The organism is Clostridium puniceum (genome assembly GCF_002006345.1).
GTDB classification, from domain to species: Bacteria; Bacillota; Clostridia; order Clostridiales; family Clostridiaceae; genus Clostridium; species Clostridium puniceum.
The window spans coordinates 22,064-42,019 of record NZ_LZZM01000113.1; the positions used below are offsets into that span (position 1 = coordinate 22,064).

Sequence of the window (19,956 nt, forward strand, 5' to 3'; positions counted from 1 at the left end):
TCTTTAATTTAAAATATAAATATTCAATTAATCATTTTTACATAATAAAGAAAAAATGCTATACTATTCTATAAAAGGGGGATTAAAGAATGAAAAGAAAAAAATTAACACAAACTATTGCATTAGCACTATTATTAATTGTTGGAAGCAGTATTGTTCCAACAATATCAGCATCAGCTGCCGAAGTAAATGTAGTTTCTGATAAAAAAGACACAGAAAAAGGTACAACTATCACTTTATCTCAATTTAAAAATGCATCACAGGTTGAAATATTGGACGAAAATACAATTTTAATTGACGGAAAAAGCTACGATTTCGATTATGTTGCTGGTATTTTATGCAAAGGAATCGATTCAGAAACAACTAATATAAGTATAGACAAAGTTGCAATTCTTAGAAATCCGGCTACAGCTACTATAAGAACAGCTGCAAAATGGATAGTTAAGAATTGGAACAAAATTTATAATAAGATTCCAGATTCGGCTAAAAAATACTTCAAGTTAGATGGTTTTATGAAAGTAATGGATCAATATATAGACATATCTGGAAGTATTGAAGAATTCCTTAACAGTTGCTTTAGAGACATGGGCATGCCAGAATGGGCAAATTGGGCAATAACAAATGCAATAATGGTGATTATACCAATTTAATAAAAAATAGGTGGATAATCCACCTATTTTTTATTAATTTCGCTTATCATAATAAAAACAACTGCTTATTTCAGCAATCATCATAATTATAGTAACGCTTCCTATCCCAATAAGAATTCCACCTAATACAATATTCTTCGTTAATGCTAATGCAATCATACATACAAGGGTAATAATAAGACAAATTGAAAATGTAATATTAAATGCATTACTTTTGGATTTCATCTCAACTAAAAATTTTCTCTCATCATAGTTTTTTTTATCTTCTTTTGTACACTTGCTGCTTAAACTTCTATATATTTCTGTTATTCCAAATAAAACGCAAAGGATATCTGCTATGATATATTTAATAATTCTTAAAGTATTTAAATCGTTAAAACGTATAATTGTAGATGGAATAATAATTAATGACAATAACAAAAATACTATACCACTACAAAATTTTTTCTTGTTATATATTTTTATATTTCTCATCTTCTAAATTCTCCTTTAAACAATATAAATCTTCGATGGTAGTATTAAAAACACGAGCTATCTTATATGCCAAGATGATTGATGGATTGTATTGTCCTTTTTCAAGTGAAATTATTGTTCTTGAAGAAACTGAAACTAAATCAGAAAGTTGCTGTTGTGTCATATTATCTGAAGTTCTTAATTCTTTTACTCTATTCTTCAATTATAGTGCACCTCTTTTTTATGATAATGTGAAACAAACTTCACATGAAATTTGTTTTTATATTACCATTATATACTGTTATTGTCAATGATTAATGAGAAATGTTATTAATAGTTCAGCAAATTAATGAAAAATTATTAAAAACAAAATTGGCTAATAATATTTAATTCTATATATGAAAAAACTTGAACTAGTCAGTATAAATGGTATAATATGATTAGATGTTTTGGAGGCGATGAATTATGATACGAAGAATAAATAAAGTGGTTGCGTTGGTACTTATTGCGACTAGTATATGTACGGTAGCACCAATTTCAGCGAGTTTTATTAAAATTGCGAATGCTTCAGTAAATGATGAATTGGCAATAAATGCAGATAAACAAGTTAATAATGTAAAATTAGCAGGAGCAGCAGATATTATAGCTGCAATTCCAGATGGAAATGTACTTATTACAATGGCAGAGGCAAGTGCAAATGATAGTTTAGAACAAGGAATGGGTAATATATTTGCAGCACAAGGTGCAACTTCAAAGGTGAATGAAGCCTGTGGAACTTTATCTTATGCACTATCTGATGATTCAGTTAACACTATATCAACTTCAGTTTTGTCACAGCTTAAGGAACCTATTACAAATGCTGTTGCAGCACAGATGGCAGCTAAGTTAAATATGTCCACAGAGATCGTAAAAGGAATAATTGCTTCAACGGTGGAACAAAAATTAAGTGATGCACTGCCAAGTGCCATTAAAAGCAGATTTGAAAATATTCCAGTATACCAATATACTGGGAAAAATGCCTCGGGTACAATTATGGCACAAGCTTTTGTAGTTAAAGGCTTAGTTGGGTCTATAGTAAATTCTGTAGGACAAAGCGCTACAGGTAAAGGTGGTTCATATTGTGTAAATACTTATAATGCATATGTTAGAAATGCAAAATATAACAGTCTAGCACCAATTCCAGCGCTAGCGTTTACTCCAACAACAGGTACAAGCTTATATAAAAAGGCAATTGATTTAAGTAATGGTGCTAAAGTTATTGGAGATGGTATGAGCATTAATGTTATTGATTCATCAAATAACAAGGTATATGTAATAAATAATCCTGTTTATAATATGCTAAAGATGCAGCAAGGAGAAGCAAGTACTGTAAATAAAGAGTTAAATGTTATTGATTTTAGTGGAGTTACTGATTTAAAAGGAACTCTTAGCAATAAATTAGATGTAAATGGAACAAGCTTTTCAATTTTAAGTTTAGCTTTGACTAAAGATAATTCAACAATATCAAATAAGAACTATCAATATAATATGGTAGTTGGAGCATATGAAAAAACTTTATTAGAAAAACAAATTGAGGATCTTAATTTACCTGTAACGACAACAGCAGCAGTAACAAATATGATAAAGAATGATTCGTATCTTATGGTTCCGAATATAAAGGAAAATATAGGAGAAATTGTTGATGGTGCTATAGAAAAGAGTGGAATTAACAAAATTGTTACTGGAATAACTGATTCAATAGATGATTTAAGTGATTCAATAGATGATTTATCTGATTCACTTAATGATAAGAGTGATGATGTAGATGATGCTTGGGATAAAGTTTTTGATAGATTTGACAATGAAAAAGGCTGGGGCAAAAGAGATGGGTATAAATATTATTATGATAAAGATGGAGTAAGTTTAAAGGGTGTTCAAAAAATCAATGGTAAGACTTACTACTTTAATAGAATTGATGGTGCAATGGAAACTGGCTGGCAAATAGTTGATGGCAAAAGATGTTACTTTGATAAGAAAAAAGGATATCAAGTGTATAATCAATGGATTGAAGACAATGGTGACAAGTATTATGTTGGAGAAGATGGAACTGTTAAAAAAATGGAATGGGTTAATGTTGGAGGAAAAACTTATTATGTAAAAGCTGATGGAAAGATGGCTAAAGATTGGCTTAAAATAGAAGATTATTGGTATTACTTCAATGAAGACGGAGCTATGGCAACTTCTACTTGGAAAATATATAAAGATAAATGGCATTATTTAAAAGACAATGGACAATCTGCTGTTGATTGGCTTCAATTAGGAGACAAGTGGTACTACTTTAAAGATCCATCAGCAGAACTGCAAACAGGATGGTTTAGAGCAGATGGAAGCTGGTATTATACAAATTCAGATGGATCAATGAAGACAGGATGGGCAGAAGCATCTGACGGCTGGTGTTATTTAGATGATGCTACTGGCAAGATGAAGAAAAATGAGTGGGTTACCGTTGATGGTAATACGTATTATTTCAATGTTAATGGAATAATGGTAACAGGTTCAAGATATATAAATGGAAAAAAATATGTGTTTAACTCAGATGGAACTTTAAGCTAATAGTTTAATTTATTTAAAGTTATAATGAATCCTCTACATTAATTATGGATGTAGAGGATTTTTTTGAGAAAAATTCTAGTATACAACTTTTTTTTATAGTACTATAGTTATATAGAAATATATCGAAAATAAATATATGAATTATATTATGTCTATTTAACATATAGATTATTTTATTAACCATTACAATTAGAGTTGTAAAGAGATTATAGGCTGAAAATTTTGATTAGTAATTAGCAAGTAATAACTAGTGATTACTAATCACTAGTTGGTAAACAGTAAATAATATGGAAGTTTTCATAGGAGGAAGTTTGAATGAAAAGTGATTTTTTAAAAAAAATAATTGCAGTAGCAGTTATTACAACAACAATGGGCACTTTTTTGTCAACGAATGCAGCAGCAGTGGATTTTTCTACTTGGCAGCAAATGAATGGACAAAGTAGTGGGTATTGGAAGCAAAGCGGTGGCAATTGGTATTTTTATGATTATTCAGGAATACTACAAACTGGATGGATTTATGATAAAGGTCAATGGTATTATGCAGATGGTAGTGGAATAATGCAAAAAGGTGTTATCCAAGTTAATGGAAATATTTATTTATTATCAGATACTGGGGCAATGCAAAAAGGACATGCTGTTGTAGATGGAAAGTATTACAATTTTGATGAAGCAGGGGTTGCTGTAGGAACTAATGTTCCAACACCTAATAAAGCATATAACATATCGGGAGAATCAGTTATGCCTTATACTCCTAATCAATTAATTGAAAATGGTGAAGATGATTCATCACCAAATAACCCAGATACTGTAGCGAGAGATCCACAAAATCTTATAAAATATGATGTTATCTTTAAAGATGATGATGGAGATTATCTTAGAACAAAGAGTATTGAAAAGGGTGAAAAGGTGACTTTATATACTCCTACAAAGAATGGTTATAAGTTTGTTGAATGGACCACTAAGAAAAATGGAGATGGTGACAGTTATGATTCAGATGATTCATTTACTGTAAAGAAGAATATTACATTATATGCACAATGGGAAGAAGTGTCAGATTCAGGTGATGATAACTCATCAGATAATGTACTTGTAGAAGATATTGTGATATCAAGTGATTCAAATACTATATCAACACAAGCTGGAACTCTAAAAATGAGTGCAAAGGTATCACCAATTGATGCAAGTAACACAGACGTAAAATGGTCAGTAGAAAATGGAACTGGAAAAGCAACAATAAGTGACAGTGGAGTATTAACAGCAGCTGCAAATGGAACGGTTGTAGTAGTTGCTACTGCTAAGGATGGCTCTAAGGTTACAGGAAAATACAATGTAACAATAAGCGGACAAACTAGTACAGGTGGAGATACTGGAGGAAACAATGGTGGAAACACAGGAGGAAATACTGGTGGAAACACAGGTGGAAATACAACTGGAGGAAAAATAACTGCATTTGATCCAAATGTAAGACTAACAGATGTAGTACTTAGTGATGCAGGAAATATTGTAGATTTAGCATTATTAAAAGCATCAGGAAAACTTCCAACTACAGCTAAAGTTACATGCAGCTTAAGTGATGGAACAGTAAAAGAAATAGAAATTCCAATAACTGGATGGTCGGGAACGTTTGATGGAACTCAAGCTAGCAGCTATGTTTTAAGTGCAACACTTGGAGCTTTACCAACTGGATATACTAGTACTGCAGTATTGCCAAATCCTACAGTTAAGGTAATTGTTCAAACTCCACAAACAGATGGAAGAACACCAATAACAGGAGTAGTTCAAACTGGTTCAATTATTTTAAATACTGATAAACATATAATGAATATAGGTTTATTAAATAGTTCAGGAATACTTCCAAGTACAGTTACTTTAAATTACGCAGGAGGTACAGTAACAGCTAATGTTAAAGCATGGAGCTTGGCTAATGGCGCTACCTTCAATGGAAGTGTAGTAGGAGTTAATAATTTAGAAGCTGTAATTGAAGTTCCAGCAGGATATATATTACCAAGCAATATTACAGTTACAACTACATTAGATGTTCAAAAAGCTCAAACAGCTAATATTCAAGAATTAGTAGAAGTTAAAAAAGATACTGGATTTGCATTAAATTATGCTTTAGATGATTTATTAGACCTTAGCAATTTAGTTGTAAAAGTAAAATATAATGATGGTACTTATGGATATATTCCTTATAGTCAATTTGCAGATAATAATATTACAACACCAGGATACTTCTCAACATATAAATTAACAAGTATTACTAGCTTTATGCTGCCAGTAAAATTTAATAATAAAACAATATACACAGAGAAAATAACAGTAAGTCAAGCTATAGCACCTACTGTAACAACAAGTGGAAGTGTGATTTTTGATGCTACGTCATCAGCAGTAAATAGCGATGTAACCTTTAGTTACACTTTAGGAACTGGAACAAAGAAAGCTACTGGAATTCAATCAGTAACTTTAAATGGAGCTACATGGACTCTTAATAACCAATATTCAGTTGATACAACTAATAAGGTTATAACAATTAAAGCTGCTGCATTAAAAGACTACTATGATAATGTAGCTAAAACAACGCCAGCTACTTATACACTTAATGTAGTGTTTACGCCAGCACAAGGAACAACAACATTAAAACCAGCTGTAAATCCTACTATACATTTTATAAGTACACCAAGTGCGCCAAGTGGTATAACTTTAGCACCAAATACAGAGGTAACAGCTAAGGATAACACAATAAAATTATTAAATTTACAAGCTAATGTTCAGTATGAATATTGTGTGGTAACTGCAGGAGATACTCCAAGCTGGACTAGTGCAAAATCATTTGCATCAACAACAACTTACAAGGAATTGACAGATACAAGCTTTGGTGATGGTAAAGAGTTATATATTAGGAAGAAGTCAACTACAGATGGTATAGGAGCTACAAACCCAGCATCAGCAGCACAAGGAGCAATTACTATATCAGCAGGCAATATTGCTAGAACTTTAAGTGCTTTAAAAACAATGACATCTTTTAGCGTAAATTATGGTGGTACTGATTATCAAGGCACAATAACTGAAGGAAGTACAAGTGGAACTATTAAAGTAGTTGTACCAACAGTTATGGCAGCAGATGGCGTTACTCCAATAGAAATGCCAGTAAATAATTTAGTAGCAACAACTGCAATTACTGGAAAAAGTATAAATGGACCATTTGTTGATTTCACAAATACAGTAACCTATACTGTTACAGCAGAAGATGGAACTACTAGAAATTATGCAGTTAATGTGATTAGGACAAAACCACAAGCAACACTTGTACGTTCTGATACAATTACGTATTTAGTAACAACTACTGATGCAAATAATGCAACAGTAACAACTACTGCAGCAGTTAATGTATTAACTGATTTATATGAAAAAGTAGCTTCAATTGACTCATTGAAAGCTGGTGTAGTTAATATTAAGGTTGTAGATATAACTAATACAGCTGTATTAGAAAAGATAAGAACACTTGCTCCATCTACAAATCCACAGCTTGCATATGTAGGAATGAACTTTACGCCAATTACAGCTGCAACAAATGTGAAAGTAGCTGGAAGTTTAGATGGTTTGAAGACAGCATCAACAACTTCATTAAGTGCTACAGGAGTATATCGTGAAGCAATTCCAATTGCTATGTATGGAGCAGGTAGTTGGACTAAACTAACAGAAGATATTACCCAATATTATCAATGGTTAGATAGTAAAGGAAATGTATTAGGATACACTTCATTAATCATTAAGGTACAGTAATTTAAAAAGCTGTCTTACATTAGAAATTATTATTCTAATGTAAGACAATGGGACAGTAGATGGTTTTGTGCAAAAACAAAACTATCTACTGTTTTTTTATAAAATAAATTGGTATATTGCGAGTAAAAATATATACAGATAGTAGAAATCGAGGCATAAGAAAAATCTTCAATTATCTTATGGAATGCTTTCAATAAAATATTTTCTAACATGACTCTAGCAAAGGTATATATTACTAGATAACCATTAAATTGTGACACATGGTTACAACTCTTATTCTAGTATACTCAAAGATAACTATATATGTAAATTAGTATTCACCAGAAGGGTAAAGCTACATGAAAGACTCACATGAAGACTTCCTAGCCGGCTCTTTATTGCATTGAATTCTAGTTTCAGAAAAGTGATGTAGTTTTATTAAGAATAATCTTGAGAGAATGTATGATTTTTAATAACCAACTGCTATTAGTGCTAGGGAAATTTAAGTTAGGTAATTAATTAATCCAATAAAGAGTTTTAATATGAAGTTATAGAGGGATATATATAATAATAATATAACGATTAAAATGTATTAAAATGGATTTATTTACTTTATTATCTTGATATGCTATGATTAATATAATAAAATGAATATATATATACCGATCAGTATATATTCAGAAAGTATATTTAAAGTTATAAGAGGAGGAGTTTAATGAAGAGAAAATATAATTATTTAAAGATTATTGTTTCAGTTGCACTTCAAGATGCAGGAGAAGCTACTCGTTCTTTAGAAATTGCAAAAGGTATACGAGATATATGTCCTCTAAAAACAAATTTAGAGATAATATTTTTATCTCATGGAAGTAAGTTTGAGGAAAAAATAATTAACAGTGGATTTAAAATATATAAATGTGAGCCTAAGTTAGGAGGGATTGGCTTTCATGCAGATTTAAAACCTAGTACTACTAATTTTGTTGGAGATGAAGAATTAGCTATAGATTTATTAAAAGGTGAAATTAAAGCATTGAAAGAACTGAAACCGCATTTGATAATATATGGATTTTGGCCATTTGCAAGCATTGCCCGAAGGATTATTGACAAATCAATACCAAGTATATGTTTCTTACCTATTCCTCTTCAAGAAGATATTTTTGGATCTTTTTTGATGAAGGACATCCCAGATCAACTAAAAGCATTGACTTATTTACCTATATCATTGCGTCATACTTTGGTAAAGTTAATACCAAAAACTTTAAAATTAAAAGCTCCAATAGTGAAACAAGGTAACATTTTAAAAGCTGCTGAGTTATGTGGTTTAAGAAATTATAAGCTTAAAAATATTTTTGATTTACTTGAAGCAGATTTAACTATTGTTAATGATTTAGGTGAATTCTATAAGGGAGAAAAAATTCCAGAGAACTTTAAGATTGTAGGACCACTGTATTCGCCAAATGAAATTAATGTAGATGTTGACCCACTAATTAAGAAAGTTCTGCAGGATGATAAAAGTGAATTGAAGCTTTTTTGTACTATGGGCAGCTCTGGTACTAAGAAACAATTATTAGAGGCAATTAAAGCAATAATATCAGTTAAAGATTATAAATGGAATGCATTAATTTTAGCTCCACCATCAGTATGTTCTATTAGTGAAGTTTTAGATTGTATAGGAAATTTAGATGGCATATATGTTACTGATAAATTTGTACCAGCACTACTTATAAATTCTATGGTAGATGTAGTTGTATGCCACGGAGGGCAAGGAACAGTTCAGACAGCTATTGCAAGTGGAACTCCTATAGTTGGGGTGGCTATGCAGCCAGAACAGCAAATTAATCTTGACAATATAGTGGCAAATGGAGCAGGAATACGTATTCCGATTAATAGATGGAGGGCTTCAAATATACAAGTTGCGATTAGAACTATTCAAAATAATTATTCGTATAGAAAAAATGCTAAGAGATTACAGAAAAAAGTTAAAGATATAGATGGAAAAAGAAATTCAGCAGAAGCTATATGGAATTTCATTGATAATAAAGTTTATATTGAATAATGTAATAAAAAATAATAATGTAAAGGATTAACAGATATGCAAAAAAACAATATAAATAAAATTAAAGATGTTGCAATTGGAATATTTTCTGAAAAGGGATATAAAGAGACGAAAGTCGCTGATATAGCAAAGGGTGCAGGAGTTTCAGTAGGTACTATATATGCAAGTTTTCGTGGAAAAAAAGAACTTTTTGAGAGTTTAAATATTCCTGAAGTGGAGAACTATAGACCTAGGTATGATAAAAGGCGAAGCGAAATTCTAAAGATAGCATTATCGTTTTTTGGAAAAAATGGATATAACTCTACTTCCATGGATCAAATAGCTTTAGAATATGGTTTTACAAAGTCGATATTATATCAATATTTTAAAAATAAAGAGGAACTTTTTTCAGCGATATTTCAAGAACCGGCTATCATAAAGAATTTAGATAATCTTGATATTGTGTATACAAATGAAAATTTAGAGGAGACATTTGAAAAAGTAGGTCATATATTTATGGAAATGTTTAAGGATGAAGATAGATTAAATCTTATAAGAGTAGTAATAACCGATTTTTCAAGATTTCCGAATCTAGGAAAAATAATGTATGATTTTGGGATAAATAAAATCTCAGAAAAATTTTCTAAATATCTTAAAGAATTATCCCAAAGAGGAATAATTCGATGCAGTAATCCGAAAATTACTTCCAGGTCATATTTTGGACTATTATATTCTTTCGTAATAACTGGAAAGATAATAAATCAGATGGATGAAGAATTTAACGATGATATGATAATAAGTTATGCTACCAGATTGTTTGTAAATTCTTTAAAAGCAAATGATTAACAGCAATCTAAAAGATTTACTTTATGATAATGGAGGTTAACAACGCAGCAAATAATAAAATTACTTTTGGGGTGAAATCTAATTTATATAAATAAAGTTTTGAAGATAATGAATCAAGAATATAATCAACATCACTTTTAGTTTTATTTTTAGATTTTAAAATATATAATTCCTATTTTTTTATAATTTTAATAATGGTTATATTTATGCATAGAAGTTTAGCTTTAGAATTTAGATTTATGAAATGAATCTAAGTGGAAATTGGAACAAATAATGAATAATTTTATTATTTGAATTTTTAAAATTATGTATGACATAAATATAAAAAGTATTGTTATGCATTTATGCAATAAATGTAAACATTGATACAGCAGAAGTTTTAATTATATAGGATATTTAATAATTGAGTAGTAAGTAGTAAGTAGTAAGTATTAAGTAAGAAGGATGATTTTATGATTAATGTACTAATTATTGAAGATAGTAAAATTCAAAAAGTAAGTCTTCTTGATAATATATTGTCCAAAGCAAGATTAGATTTAAAAATATATAAGGCAGGTAGTAGAGAGGAGTCTTTAAGAATCTCTAAAGATGTTTATATAGATTTATTTTTTATTGATATTAATGGACAATCATCTGGATTAGATTTTGCTTTAGCAATTAGAAGTATGGAAAGATATAAAATAAGTTCGATTATATTTTTAACAAAGAATATAAATTATATGATTCAGGCATTTAAAGAAGTTCATTGTTATGATTATATACTAAAACCATATGAACCAAATGAAGTAATAGAGATTGCGAAAATAATTAGTGAAGTTATAGTTGATAGAAAATATAATTATAATAGAGAGAGAAAAGTTAAGTTTAATAGTAAAGGTATAGATATAATAGTAATTACATCTAATATTATTTTTATAGAAGTTAATATAAGAACATGCATTATTCATACTAAAAATGAAATTTTTGAAGTAAGTAGATTATCACTAAAAAAAGCTTTGGAAGAAATTAATGAATCTTTTATTATAAAATCACATAAGTCGTTTGCTATAAATGTTAATTACATAAAAGAGATTAAAAGATATTCATCTACATCCTGGAGCGTTTTATTTCAAGATTATGAATTTAGTGCAATTATTGGTTCTAAATATAAATATGTAATAGATAATGCACTGAATGTTAATTAAATTCAGTACAATTTTATTATATTTCATAGAAATAAATCTCATTATGAGGAGTTATATATGCTGACTTATGGACAGTTATTTAAATTCAGTATACTTATTTAGTGTATAATTTATATGTTGCATTATAATTACAATTTTAATTAATGAAGTGTTAGCTTTAAAATAATGTTTATATATAAAAGTCAAAATTGCTAAAATGGATATAAGTATATTTGTTCCTTGATATATAGAAATTTAAGTTTATATTTTTCACGAGTCTGTAAAGACTTTTGTGTAAACTTTAAAAAGTAATATGATCATTTAGTAAGGTTGGAGGTAAAGTTTAAACTTCCAGCCTTTAATTTTTTGCATCCATTCTATAAATATCATTAATTTGGGTTGCTATATCTCTTGTGGTCATGCCTTTTGCATACATTCAAATTACACTAAACAAAACCTTCTTTTAAAATAATGAACCAATAGATTTTATAAAACAAAATATTGGGTATGAAAAATAGAAAAATAGGTATGAAAAAAAATATATATACTTTTTTTTGAAATTCATGTCATTTTTTTTCTAGTTAATTACAAAACTATTTCATTATTCCAATTTTTGTGTCAAAATTATGCTAATAATTAAATTCTTTTATATCAATTAGCATAAATGGCATATATTTGAATAATAAAAGAGAAAAATATAGAATAGCTTATTAGGAGGGAAGGTATGGAGAGAGTAGTAATAACAGGTATAGGTGTAATATCACCAAATGGAATAGGTAAAGAAGCATTTTGGAAGAATTGTTGTGATGGAAAATCATTTTTAAAACCGCTTAATATTAAGGAGTTGCCTGGGTCATATAGTAGAATAGATGATTTACCAAAACTTAAATCACGAGTGAATGCACAGATAGACAATTTTATACCAGATGAATATATTATAGACAAGGAACGCTATATTCAATTTGCTTTAAAAGGAGCAGAAATGGCAATAGAAGACTCTAAAATTAATATTGAGACAATAAACAAGGATGATATTGGAGTTTCATTTGCTACAGCAATAGGTGGGACTCCTTTGTTAGACTCAGTTTTCTATGATCTTACAGAGCAGGGCAAAACTAATTTGAAGTTTGAATGTAATGGAACAAGTCTTTATGAAGCGGCAATGTTTAATACTGCTGCAAGATGTATATCTAAGAAGTTTGATTGCCGAAACATTTGCACTACTATTTCAACAGGATGTACATCTGGATTAGATTCAATTGGTTTTGCATATGACACAATCAAGTTTGGTGAAGCTAAAATTATGATTGCAGGTGGTAGTGAAGCTCCATTAGCACCTATGTCTTTTGCCGCTTTTGATATTATAAATGCACTTACAAAAAATAATGAAAATTTTAAGGAAGCTTCAAGGCCATTTGATGCTAAACGTAATGGTTTTGTACTTGGAGAAGGTTGTGCGATGATAGTTTTAGAAGAATTTGAACATGCCAAGGAAAGAGGTGCATATATTTATGGAGAAATTGTAGGATTTTCAAGCGGAAATAATGCATATCATATGACTGATTTACCACCAGATGGAGTAGCATTAGGAAAAGTTATATCTAAAGCTCTTGAAGAAGGAAAATGCACAGATAAACATATAGGATACATTAATGCACATGGAAGTTCAACACCTCAAAATGATGCATTTGAAACAGCTGCATATAAATATGCATTAGGAGAACAAGCTTATAAAATACCTATAAGCTCTTCAAAGTCTATGATAGGACATTCTTTGGCTTCAGCTAGTAGTATTGGATTAACAGCAGCATTATTAGCTATGAATAATAATATAGCTCCGCCTACAATAAATTATAAAAATCAAGATGAAAAATGTGACTTAGATTATGTTCCAAATGTAAAAAGAGAAGTTAACATAGATTCAGTTTTAATTACAGCAAGTGGTTTTTCAGGTATTCATTCAGCCATGTATATAAAGAAAGTAGTGTAAGGAGGAAGTGAAGTAAATGGCAAGAAAAGTTGTGGTCACTGGGATAGGTGTTGTTAGTCCAGCAGGCATAGGGAAAAATAATTTTTGGGATACAATCTCAAAGGGAGAATGTTGTATCAAAAACATAACTAGATTTGATACAACAGATGTACCTATAAAAGTTGCAGGAGAAATTAATAATTTTATAGCTACTGATTTTATGAGTAAAAGATGGATTAGAAAGAGTGATCGTTTTTCTCACTTAGCAGTTGCAGCTACAAAATTGGCTATTGAAGATGCAAATTTAATTTTGGAAGCTGAGGATAGAGATAGAATAGGTATTTCAATTGGAAATAATGTTGGTGGATGGGAATTTGGTGAACAAGGATTATATTCTTTATACAAAGAAGGAGAGGGTATGGTAAGTCCATATCAAGCAAGTGCATGGTTTCCAGCAGCAGCTCAAGGTTTAATTTCAATAATATATGATATTAAAGGGATAAGTAAAACAACTGTAGCAGATCGTACTAGTGGAATGATGGCATTAGGATTGGCAATGCGTATGATTTCAAGTGGACAGGCAGACGTTATGGTTGCAGGAGGAACAGAAGCACCAATAGCGCCATACGCCATGTTATGTTATTACTCATCAGGTAGCTTATCTGAAGAAAGTGATCCTAAAAAGGCATATACTCCATTTAATAAGAATCCTAATGGTATTGTACTTGGAGAAGGAAGTGGAATAGTTATTTTAGAAGAATATGAACATGCTATAAAACGTGGAGCTCATATATATGCAGAATTAGCAGGATATGCAGCATATACTGACTCAAGTCTAGAAGATTTTGAATTATGTGAAGGTCTTTCAAAATCTATGTTTAAAGCATTAGCACGTGGGGAAGCATCACCTTCAGAGATTGATTATATATGCGCAGAGGGAAGTGGCACTGAAAATGATTTCAAGCTTGAGAATGATTCTATCAAAAAAGTTTTTGGAGAAAATTCTGAAAGCATTCCAATTAGTGTGCCTAAATCAGCTTATGGGCATCTTTATGGTGCATCATCTCCAGTGGATCTGGTTTCTACTATTATGGCAATGGAAAATGGGATGGTACCGCCTACGATAAACTTTACCTCTACAGCAGATGGGTGTGATCTTAACTATATAGCAAATAAGCCCATAAAATGTGAAATTAAAAATGCGTTGATAAATTCTAGAGGGCAAGATGGAGTAAATGCTTCGCTTTTAGTTAAAAAATTTATATAAATATTATTAATATGAGAAAGGAGAAATTTATATGTCAGTAAATTTTAAGTTAAAAGTGAAAAAGGTTAGTGGATTTTGTCATTATGGTTTTAAAGAGGGGCAAGAGATAGTTTTAAATGGATTACATACTCCAAAAGAAGGGTTTTGTGGAGGGGCATATCATGCTTTATTTCCATATCTAAATATGCTTAATTTTGGAGGAAAATTACCATCGACGGATATAATTAATGCAACATGTGCTGATGGAGGAAAAGTAATATTTGAAATAAAAGTAGAGCAAGGTAAGGAGGAAGTTAATATAATGAATGCAGAAAAAAGAAGTGGTTTAGAGGCTTATACTGAAATAAAGAATACATTGATCAAAATAGGAATTGATGAAGATAATATAAAACCGGAATCAATTCTATCAACAGATATTGATATGGATTCAACAGAAGTAGTAGAATTAATAATTCATATTGAAAAAAATTTTGGATTATCTTTCGAAAGTTGTGAATTAAAAGATTATACAATTAGCCAATTATCAGAAGAGATTTGTTCAAGGTTAGGTGCACAATGAAGCATCAAATAATAGATCTTAGCATGGTAATAAATGATACTAAAAATGAACCTCAAAAAGTAACCATAAAAAGGATTGATCACAAGACAGGAACTAATATTCTTGTAAAAGAATTAGCAGAGTTAGGTTTCTTTAGTGACACAATTAAATTTGAATCAAAAGATATCCCAGATGGAGAGTTTTTGGCTAATGAAATAGTAGAATTTTCAACTCATTGTGGAACACACATAGATGCACCTTATCATTTTGGAAGCACAAGTGAAGGAAAACCAGCTAAAACAATAGAAGATATACCACTTGAGTGGTGCTATAGTGATGGGGTTGTATTAGATTTGACTTATAAAGGTGAATGCGGACTAATTACACGCTCTGATATCGAAAATTGTTTGAATGATATTGGGTATGAGCTAAAAGAATATGACATAGTATTAATAAAGACAGGATATGATAGATATTTGGGAACACTCAAGTATTTAAGTTCGCATCCTGGAATGAGTGAAGAAGCTACAGAATATATTTGCAGTCATGGAGTAAAAATAATTGGAATTGATACTGCTGGTTTTGATTTACCTTTTAAGAAAATGGTTGATGATTTTTCACTATCAAAAAAGAAGGAGTACTTTTGGCCATCACATTTGTATGGAAGGAAGAAAGAATACCTGCATATTGAGCGTTTAGTTAATTTAAGTAATATACCTTATTCTTTTGGATTTAAGGTTATGTGTTTCCCAATAAAAATTGCGAATTCAGGAGCATCATGGTCAAGGGTAGTTGCAATTATTTAACTTTTAAATAATAAAAATAAATTCAGTTGAAAAAGGAGAGAGATGAATGTTTGAAACATATAATTCAGTATTTATAAATGAAAATATTGATAAAATTTTTAGGATTACAAATGATTTAGAAAGATGGCCTGAAATGTTTGATGAGTATACTAAGGTAAAGATTTTATCTCAAATAGGTAAAAGGGTTAGCTTTGAAATTACTAATGAACAATCTAATTCGTGGTGTTCATCTAGGATTATTGATGAAAAAAGTTATGTTGCTACAGCTGAGAGAGAAGATCCGTTATTTCCTTTTAAATACATGCAGATTGTATGGTCTTATAAATGTGTTAATGGGGGCACAGAAATGATATGGGCTCAATATTTTGATACTGATGAAAAGGCAAATTTAGAGGGAGATAAAGTAATTCAATTAATAAATGAACACTCACAAAAAAATATGATTAATATGAAACAATTAATAGAATCAGGAAAACTTAGCTGATATTTTAATGAGGAAAAAAGATGATTGAAGGTATAGGGTTAAAAGTCTTTGAGATTACTGAATTTAATAAAATTATAAACATAAATAAAGAAAAGTTTATTAATGATATATTTACATCTGAAGAAAGAAAATATTGCGAAAAAAGAAATAATGGAAGTCTAGCAGTAAGGTTTGCTGCTAAAATAGCTTGGATGAAAGCAACGGGTGAACCAGATATATTTAATTTCTTAGATATTGAGATAGTTAATGATGAATTAGGAAAACCTAATATCATATTATATGGTGAAGCACTTCTATTTTTTAATAAAATGAAATTACATGAATCCATATTAAGTTTATCTCATTCTAAAAATATAGCCACTGCTTTTGTACTATTGCAAAAATAAGAAAATTAATAGGAGTGATAATAAATGGAACCAAAAGAGATTATGAAAATATTTTCTGATAAATTACCACAAGTTCAAGGGGCTTTTGCTAATATGATGCAAAACATATCAGAATCATCAACTATAGATGCAAAAACAAGAGAATTGGTTATGGTAGCATTATTAACAGCACAAAAATCACCATTTGGAGTAAAAGCACATGGACGCAGAGCATTAGATGAAGGAGCCAGTATTGAAGATATAATATCGGTTATGTCTCAGGCAATTCCAATAGCAGGAATAGGTGCAATTATGGATTGTCTACCTGTAGTAGTTGAATTGGAGGACTGCAATGAGTGTAGGAATAGTTAAATCACAGTTAGAGGATGTAAAAGACAATTTAAAAAAACTATTCAATCAAATAAGCTATCAACCTCAAAAGAAAAAAATATTTTTAAAACCTAATATAGTAGCCCCACAACCGCCTGAAACAGGTGTAATTACCCATCCACTACTTATATCTGCATTAGTGGAAATATTTCAAGAACAAGGATGCGAAGTGGTTATAGGGGAAGGTTCCTCTGTTGCTCAGGATACACAGAAGGTTTTTGAAATGACGGATTACTCATCTATTGCTAAAATGTATGGAATTGAGCTAATTAATTTAGATAAAGCAGAGAGAATAGAGCATGAGTGGAAATATGGAAAGTTAAAATTGCCTAAATTAATAGATACACATGAATATATAAATGTAGCAAAAATGAAAACTCATATCGAGACTAAAGTTAGTCTTGGAATGAAAAATCAAAAAGGTCTATTACTTCCGAACGATAAACGAAAATTTCACTTGAAATATTACCTTCACGAGGCAGTTTATGAATTATCTAAAATAGTTACTCCAGACTTAACTATAATTGATGGGATTATTGCACTGGAGGGAGATGGACCAGGACGTGCAGGAGATCCTGTAGATATGGGTTTATTAATAGCAGGAACTGACTTGATTGAAGTGGACAATGTTGCATACCGCATAATGGGATTTGATAAAGATGAGATTGATTATATTCCGCCATGTGAAAAAATTCAAATATTAGGACTTAATATAGATGAAGTGAAAAAAATATTTAAAAAACCTAAGGATAAATATGCATCATTTAAAAATATAAATTTCTATAATATGAGAGCCTGCAGTGGTTGTATTGAAAGTTTTGCAGGAGGGTTTGCACGAGCTGATAAAACAAAGTTTGTAAAACCCATTACTGTATTAGCAGGAAAAGAAGCTGAATTAAAATCTCATAATAATGAAATAATTTGCTATGGAGACTGTACAAAAAACTTTGCAGCTAAACATTCTTTGCCGCATATAAATGGATGTCCGCCCAAACCTATTCAAGTTGCTAGTATTCCCAATATGCTAGCAGGAAAGGATGATAATATTTGAAGTTAATTAAAGATTGTATAAAACTTAAGGATCTTATAAAAATGCAAGGAAATCCAATAGCAATTACTTATTGTGATGTGATAGAAGATGGTAGATATGATGTTGAAAATCAAGTTATCTGTCAGAGCATTCAGGATGCTCGATATGGTAAAGAAGTAGCAATATCAGTAGAAAATTGTAAATGTAGAGGTGGAGCATATTTTCTTGGACTTATTAATAAACCTCAAGAAGCTCATAAGTTTTGGGTAGATATTGAAAAGGCATATGCTAATAGATGTACTTCTATGGCAGCTTTGAGGAATAGTCCAGAACCACCAACTCAACTAGGAAAGTATGTAACACTGACTTCTATAGATAAATGCACTAAATTACCGGATCTAATTTTATTCGTATGTAATGTAGAACAAGGCGCAACACTTTTAGGCTTAAATGCATTTTTTAATGGAAAGCCTCAAAAAATATATAGTTATGCTGCTGCTTGTTCATCTGCAATTGGAATTCCTATGACAACAGGTGAACTTCATGTAAGCTTTATTGACAACTCAGCACGAAAAATAGCAGCTTTTAATTCATCAGAATTAATTATAGCTATTCCAGCACTTAAAATAAGCGGTTTATCAGAGAGTATTGAACATTGTATATGGGGAAATTGCAATGCTCCATATTTAAAAGAAGAAGAACAACTAAAAGGTACTTGGGAGATAAATTGCTGATATATAGCTCATAATATTAAATTGATTTTATATAACAAAAATTTTCAATAAATGGAGGTTGATATAGTAATGTCAGGTGATAGAAAATTTAGATTAACAGTTAAAGAAGTTGTTAAAAATGATTGTCCTGCAGGGCATAAAGTTGGAGATACTTTTGAGTTTGGGAGAGGATGTCCAGAAGGATTATGTATTACAGCATTTCATGCTGTTTATCCTTTGGTACTTCCATTTTGGTGTAATGCAGGAATACCATGGGAGAAAGATAAAAACAAGGTAAAGGTAACTTGTCCTGATTCTAATTCTCTTGTAACTTTTGAACTTGAAAATTTATCAGATAATGTTGATAAATAATTCTAAAGATTGGATGTTATTTATGTGCTGATTATATATAAGTATTTATTTGTTATTCACAAATAAGGAGATATACATTACTTTATCTTTTGGGGGAGATTAGTATGATAAATTTCACTAATGAAATAGAATATAAAAATAAAATTTATCTAGGAATAGACACAGAAACAGTTTCAAGAATACAGAAGTTAAATAATGATTTAGGTGAGCATTTTTTAAGATATATCTATACAAATAAAGAATTGGAGATCTATAAGGAGAATAAAACTAGTATAGGCTATCTTGCATGTATTTTCTCTATGAAAGAGTCTATTTCAAAATTATTAGGAACAGGAATTGTAGGAATAAAATGGACACATATATCCATAGAATATGATAAAAACAAATCTGAAACAATTAATCTATATCAAAGTGGGCTTAATAGATTTAAAGATATAGGTGGAAAAAAAATATATTCTTCTTTTAGTTTTTTTGGAGAGGAAGTAATAACAATTGCAATATCAGAATAACAATTTAATGTTGAT

General features: G+C 30.1%; 19 protein-coding genes. 17 read left to right on the forward strand and 2 right to left on the reverse strand.

The window, feature by feature from the left end; all coding sequences use genetic code 11:
* The first annotated feature begins 89 nt into the window (after positions 1-89).
* Positions 90-650: a hypothetical protein gene (locus CLPUN_RS08660; RefSeq protein WP_077846900.1), complete on the forward strand. Its 561-nt coding sequence runs from the start codon at positions 90-92 to the stop codon at positions 648-650.
* 33 nt (positions 651-683) lie between these two features.
* On the opposite strand, the gene CLPUN_RS08665 is transcribed toward CLPUN_RS08660, so the two are convergent.
* Together CLPUN_RS08665 and CLPUN_RS08670 are read right to left on the reverse strand one after the other, a co-directional pair.
* Positions 684-1,124, reverse strand: coding sequence for a hypothetical protein (locus CLPUN_RS08665; protein ID WP_077846901.1), 441 nt, complete (start codon positions 1,122-1,124; stop codon positions 684-686).
* A complete protein-coding gene (locus CLPUN_RS08670) occupies positions 1,102-1,326 on the reverse strand; it encodes a helix-turn-helix transcriptional regulator (RefSeq protein ID WP_077846902.1) in 225 nt (74 codons plus the stop codon). Before CLPUN_RS08670 ends, CLPUN_RS08665 begins: the two co-directional genes overlap by 23 nt.
* A 242-nt stretch (positions 1,327-1,568) precedes the next feature.
* Between CLPUN_RS08670 and CLPUN_RS08675 the strand changes: the two genes are divergently transcribed.
* From CLPUN_RS08675 to CLPUN_RS08750, 16 genes are all read left to right on the forward strand, one after another.
* Positions 1,569-3,695 (forward strand): N-acetylmuramoyl-L-alanine amidase family protein, encoded by a 2,127-nt coding sequence (locus CLPUN_RS08675; protein ID WP_077846903.1) that lies wholly within the window; start codon positions 1,569-1,571, stop codon positions 3,693-3,695.
* 315 nt (positions 3,696-4,010) lie between these two features.
* On the forward strand, positions 4,011-7,478 hold the full coding sequence (locus CLPUN_RS08680; protein ID WP_077846904.1) for an InlB B-repeat-containing protein: 3,468 nt from the start codon (positions 4,011-4,013) through the stop codon (positions 7,476-7,478).
* A 694-nt stretch (positions 7,479-8,172) separates the two neighbouring features.
* Positions 8,173-9,510 (forward strand): glycosyltransferase, encoded by a 1,338-nt coding sequence (locus CLPUN_RS08685; RefSeq protein WP_077846905.1) that lies wholly within the window; start codon positions 8,173-8,175, stop codon positions 9,508-9,510.
* A gap of 36 nt (positions 9,511-9,546) precedes the next feature.
* Positions 9,547-10,335: a TetR/AcrR family transcriptional regulator gene (locus tag CLPUN_RS08690; RefSeq protein ID WP_077846906.1), complete on the forward strand. Its 789-nt coding sequence runs from the start codon at positions 9,547-9,549 to the stop codon at positions 10,333-10,335.
* 452 nt (positions 10,336-10,787) lie between these two features.
* Positions 10,788-11,519, forward strand: a complete 732-nt coding sequence (locus CLPUN_RS08695) for a LytR/AlgR family response regulator transcription factor (RefSeq protein WP_077846907.1) — start codon at positions 10,788-10,790, stop codon at positions 11,517-11,519.
* Positions 11,520-12,222: 703 nt separating this feature from the next.
* Positions 12,223-13,488 (forward strand): beta-ketoacyl-[acyl-carrier-protein] synthase family protein, encoded by a 1,266-nt coding sequence (locus tag CLPUN_RS08700; protein WP_077846908.1) that lies wholly within the window; start codon positions 12,223-12,225, stop codon positions 13,486-13,488.
* Between the two features lie 16 nt (positions 13,489-13,504).
* Positions 13,505-14,734, forward strand: a complete 1,230-nt coding sequence (locus CLPUN_RS08705) for a beta-ketoacyl-[acyl-carrier-protein] synthase family protein (protein ID WP_077846909.1) — start codon at positions 13,505-13,507, stop codon at positions 14,732-14,734.
* Positions 14,735-14,765: 31 nt separating this feature from the next.
* Positions 14,766-15,293: a TIGR04076 family protein gene (locus CLPUN_RS08710; protein WP_077846910.1), complete on the forward strand. Its 528-nt coding sequence runs from the start codon at positions 14,766-14,768 to the stop codon at positions 15,291-15,293.
* The gene (locus CLPUN_RS08715) at positions 15,290-16,078 is read left to right on the forward strand and encodes a cyclase family protein (protein ID WP_077846911.1); all 789 of its coding nucleotides are present in this window, start codon (positions 15,290-15,292) and stop codon (positions 16,076-16,078) included. The genes CLPUN_RS08710 and CLPUN_RS08715 overlap by 4 nt, the downstream gene beginning before the upstream one ends.
* A 46-nt stretch (positions 16,079-16,124) precedes the next feature.
* Positions 16,125-16,562, forward strand: coding sequence for an SRPBCC family protein (locus CLPUN_RS08720; RefSeq protein ID WP_077846912.1), 438 nt, complete (start codon positions 16,125-16,127; stop codon positions 16,560-16,562).
* Positions 16,563-16,582: 20 nt separating this feature from the next.
* Positions 16,583-16,948: a holo-ACP synthase gene (acpS, locus tag CLPUN_RS08725; RefSeq protein WP_077846913.1), complete on the forward strand. Its 366-nt coding sequence runs from the start codon at positions 16,583-16,585 to the stop codon at positions 16,946-16,948.
* Positions 16,949-16,972: 24 nt separating this feature from the next.
* Positions 16,973-17,299, forward strand: a complete 327-nt coding sequence (locus tag CLPUN_RS08730; protein ID WP_077846914.1) for a carboxymuconolactone decarboxylase family protein — start codon at positions 16,973-16,975, stop codon at positions 17,297-17,299.
* Positions 17,280-18,368, forward strand: coding sequence for a DUF362 domain-containing protein (locus CLPUN_RS08735; protein WP_077846915.1), 1,089 nt, complete (start codon positions 17,280-17,282; stop codon positions 18,366-18,368). The genes CLPUN_RS08730 and CLPUN_RS08735 overlap by 20 nt, the downstream gene beginning before the upstream one ends.
* Positions 18,365-19,081, forward strand: a complete 717-nt coding sequence (locus tag CLPUN_RS08740; RefSeq protein WP_077846916.1) for a DUF169 domain-containing protein — start codon at positions 18,365-18,367, stop codon at positions 19,079-19,081. The genes CLPUN_RS08735 and CLPUN_RS08740 overlap by 4 nt, the downstream gene beginning before the upstream one ends.
* Before the next feature lie 69 nt (positions 19,082-19,150).
* The gene (locus CLPUN_RS08745; RefSeq protein WP_158078731.1) at positions 19,151-19,432 is read left to right on the forward strand and encodes a TIGR04076 family protein; all 282 of its coding nucleotides are present in this window, start codon (positions 19,151-19,153) and stop codon (positions 19,430-19,432) included.
* A 104-nt stretch (positions 19,433-19,536) separates the two neighbouring features.
* Complete coding sequence (locus CLPUN_RS08750) at positions 19,537-19,941, forward strand: holo-ACP synthase (protein ID WP_077846918.1); 405 nt, start codon at positions 19,537-19,539, stop codon at positions 19,939-19,941.
* Positions 19,942-19,956: the final 15 nt, after the last annotated feature.

Coding starts and splice junctions, on each gene's coding strand:
- CLPUN_RS08660 (WP_077846900.1), top strand. CDS start 90: ATGAAAAGAAAAAAATTAACACAAACTATTGCATTAGCACTATTATTA.
- CLPUN_RS08665 (WP_077846901.1), bottom strand. CDS start 1,124: ATGAGAAATATAAAAATATATAACAAGAAAAAATTTTGTAGTGGTATA.
- CLPUN_RS08675 (WP_077846903.1), top strand. CDS start 1,569: ATGATACGAAGAATAAATAAAGTGGTTGCGTTGGTACTTATTGCGACT.
- CLPUN_RS08680 (WP_077846904.1), top strand. CDS start 4,011: ATGAAAAGTGATTTTTTAAAAAAAATAATTGCAGTAGCAGTTATTACA.
- CLPUN_RS08685 (WP_077846905.1), top strand. CDS start 8,173: ATGAAGAGAAAATATAATTATTTAAAGATTATTGTTTCAGTTGCACTT.
- CLPUN_RS08690 (WP_077846906.1), top strand. CDS start 9,547: ATGCAAAAAAACAATATAAATAAAATTAAAGATGTTGCAATTGGAATA.
- CLPUN_RS08695 (WP_077846907.1), top strand. CDS start 10,788: ATGATTAATGTACTAATTATTGAAGATAGTAAAATTCAAAAAGTAAGT.
- CLPUN_RS08700 (WP_077846908.1), top strand. CDS start 12,223: ATGGAGAGAGTAGTAATAACAGGTATAGGTGTAATATCACCAAATGGA.
- CLPUN_RS08705 (WP_077846909.1), top strand. CDS start 13,505: ATGGCAAGAAAAGTTGTGGTCACTGGGATAGGTGTTGTTAGTCCAGCA.
- CLPUN_RS08710 (WP_077846910.1), top strand. CDS start 14,766: ATGTCAGTAAATTTTAAGTTAAAAGTGAAAAAGGTTAGTGGATTTTGT.
- CLPUN_RS08715 (WP_077846911.1), top strand. CDS start 15,290: ATGAAGCATCAAATAATAGATCTTAGCATGGTAATAAATGATACTAAA.
- CLPUN_RS08720 (WP_077846912.1), top strand. CDS start 16,125: ATGTTTGAAACATATAATTCAGTATTTATAAATGAAAATATTGATAAA.
- acpS (WP_077846913.1), top strand. CDS start 16,583: ATGATTGAAGGTATAGGGTTAAAAGTCTTTGAGATTACTGAATTTAAT.
- CLPUN_RS08730 (WP_077846914.1), top strand. CDS start 16,973: ATGGAACCAAAAGAGATTATGAAAATATTTTCTGATAAATTACCACAA.
- CLPUN_RS08735 (WP_077846915.1), top strand. CDS start 17,280: ATGAGTGTAGGAATAGTTAAATCACAGTTAGAGGATGTAAAAGACAAT.
- CLPUN_RS08745 (WP_158078731.1), top strand. CDS start 19,151: ATGTCAGGTGATAGAAAATTTAGATTAACAGTTAAAGAAGTTGTTAAA.
- CLPUN_RS08750 (WP_077846918.1), top strand. CDS start 19,537: ATGATAAATTTCACTAATGAAATAGAATATAAAAATAAAATTTATCTA.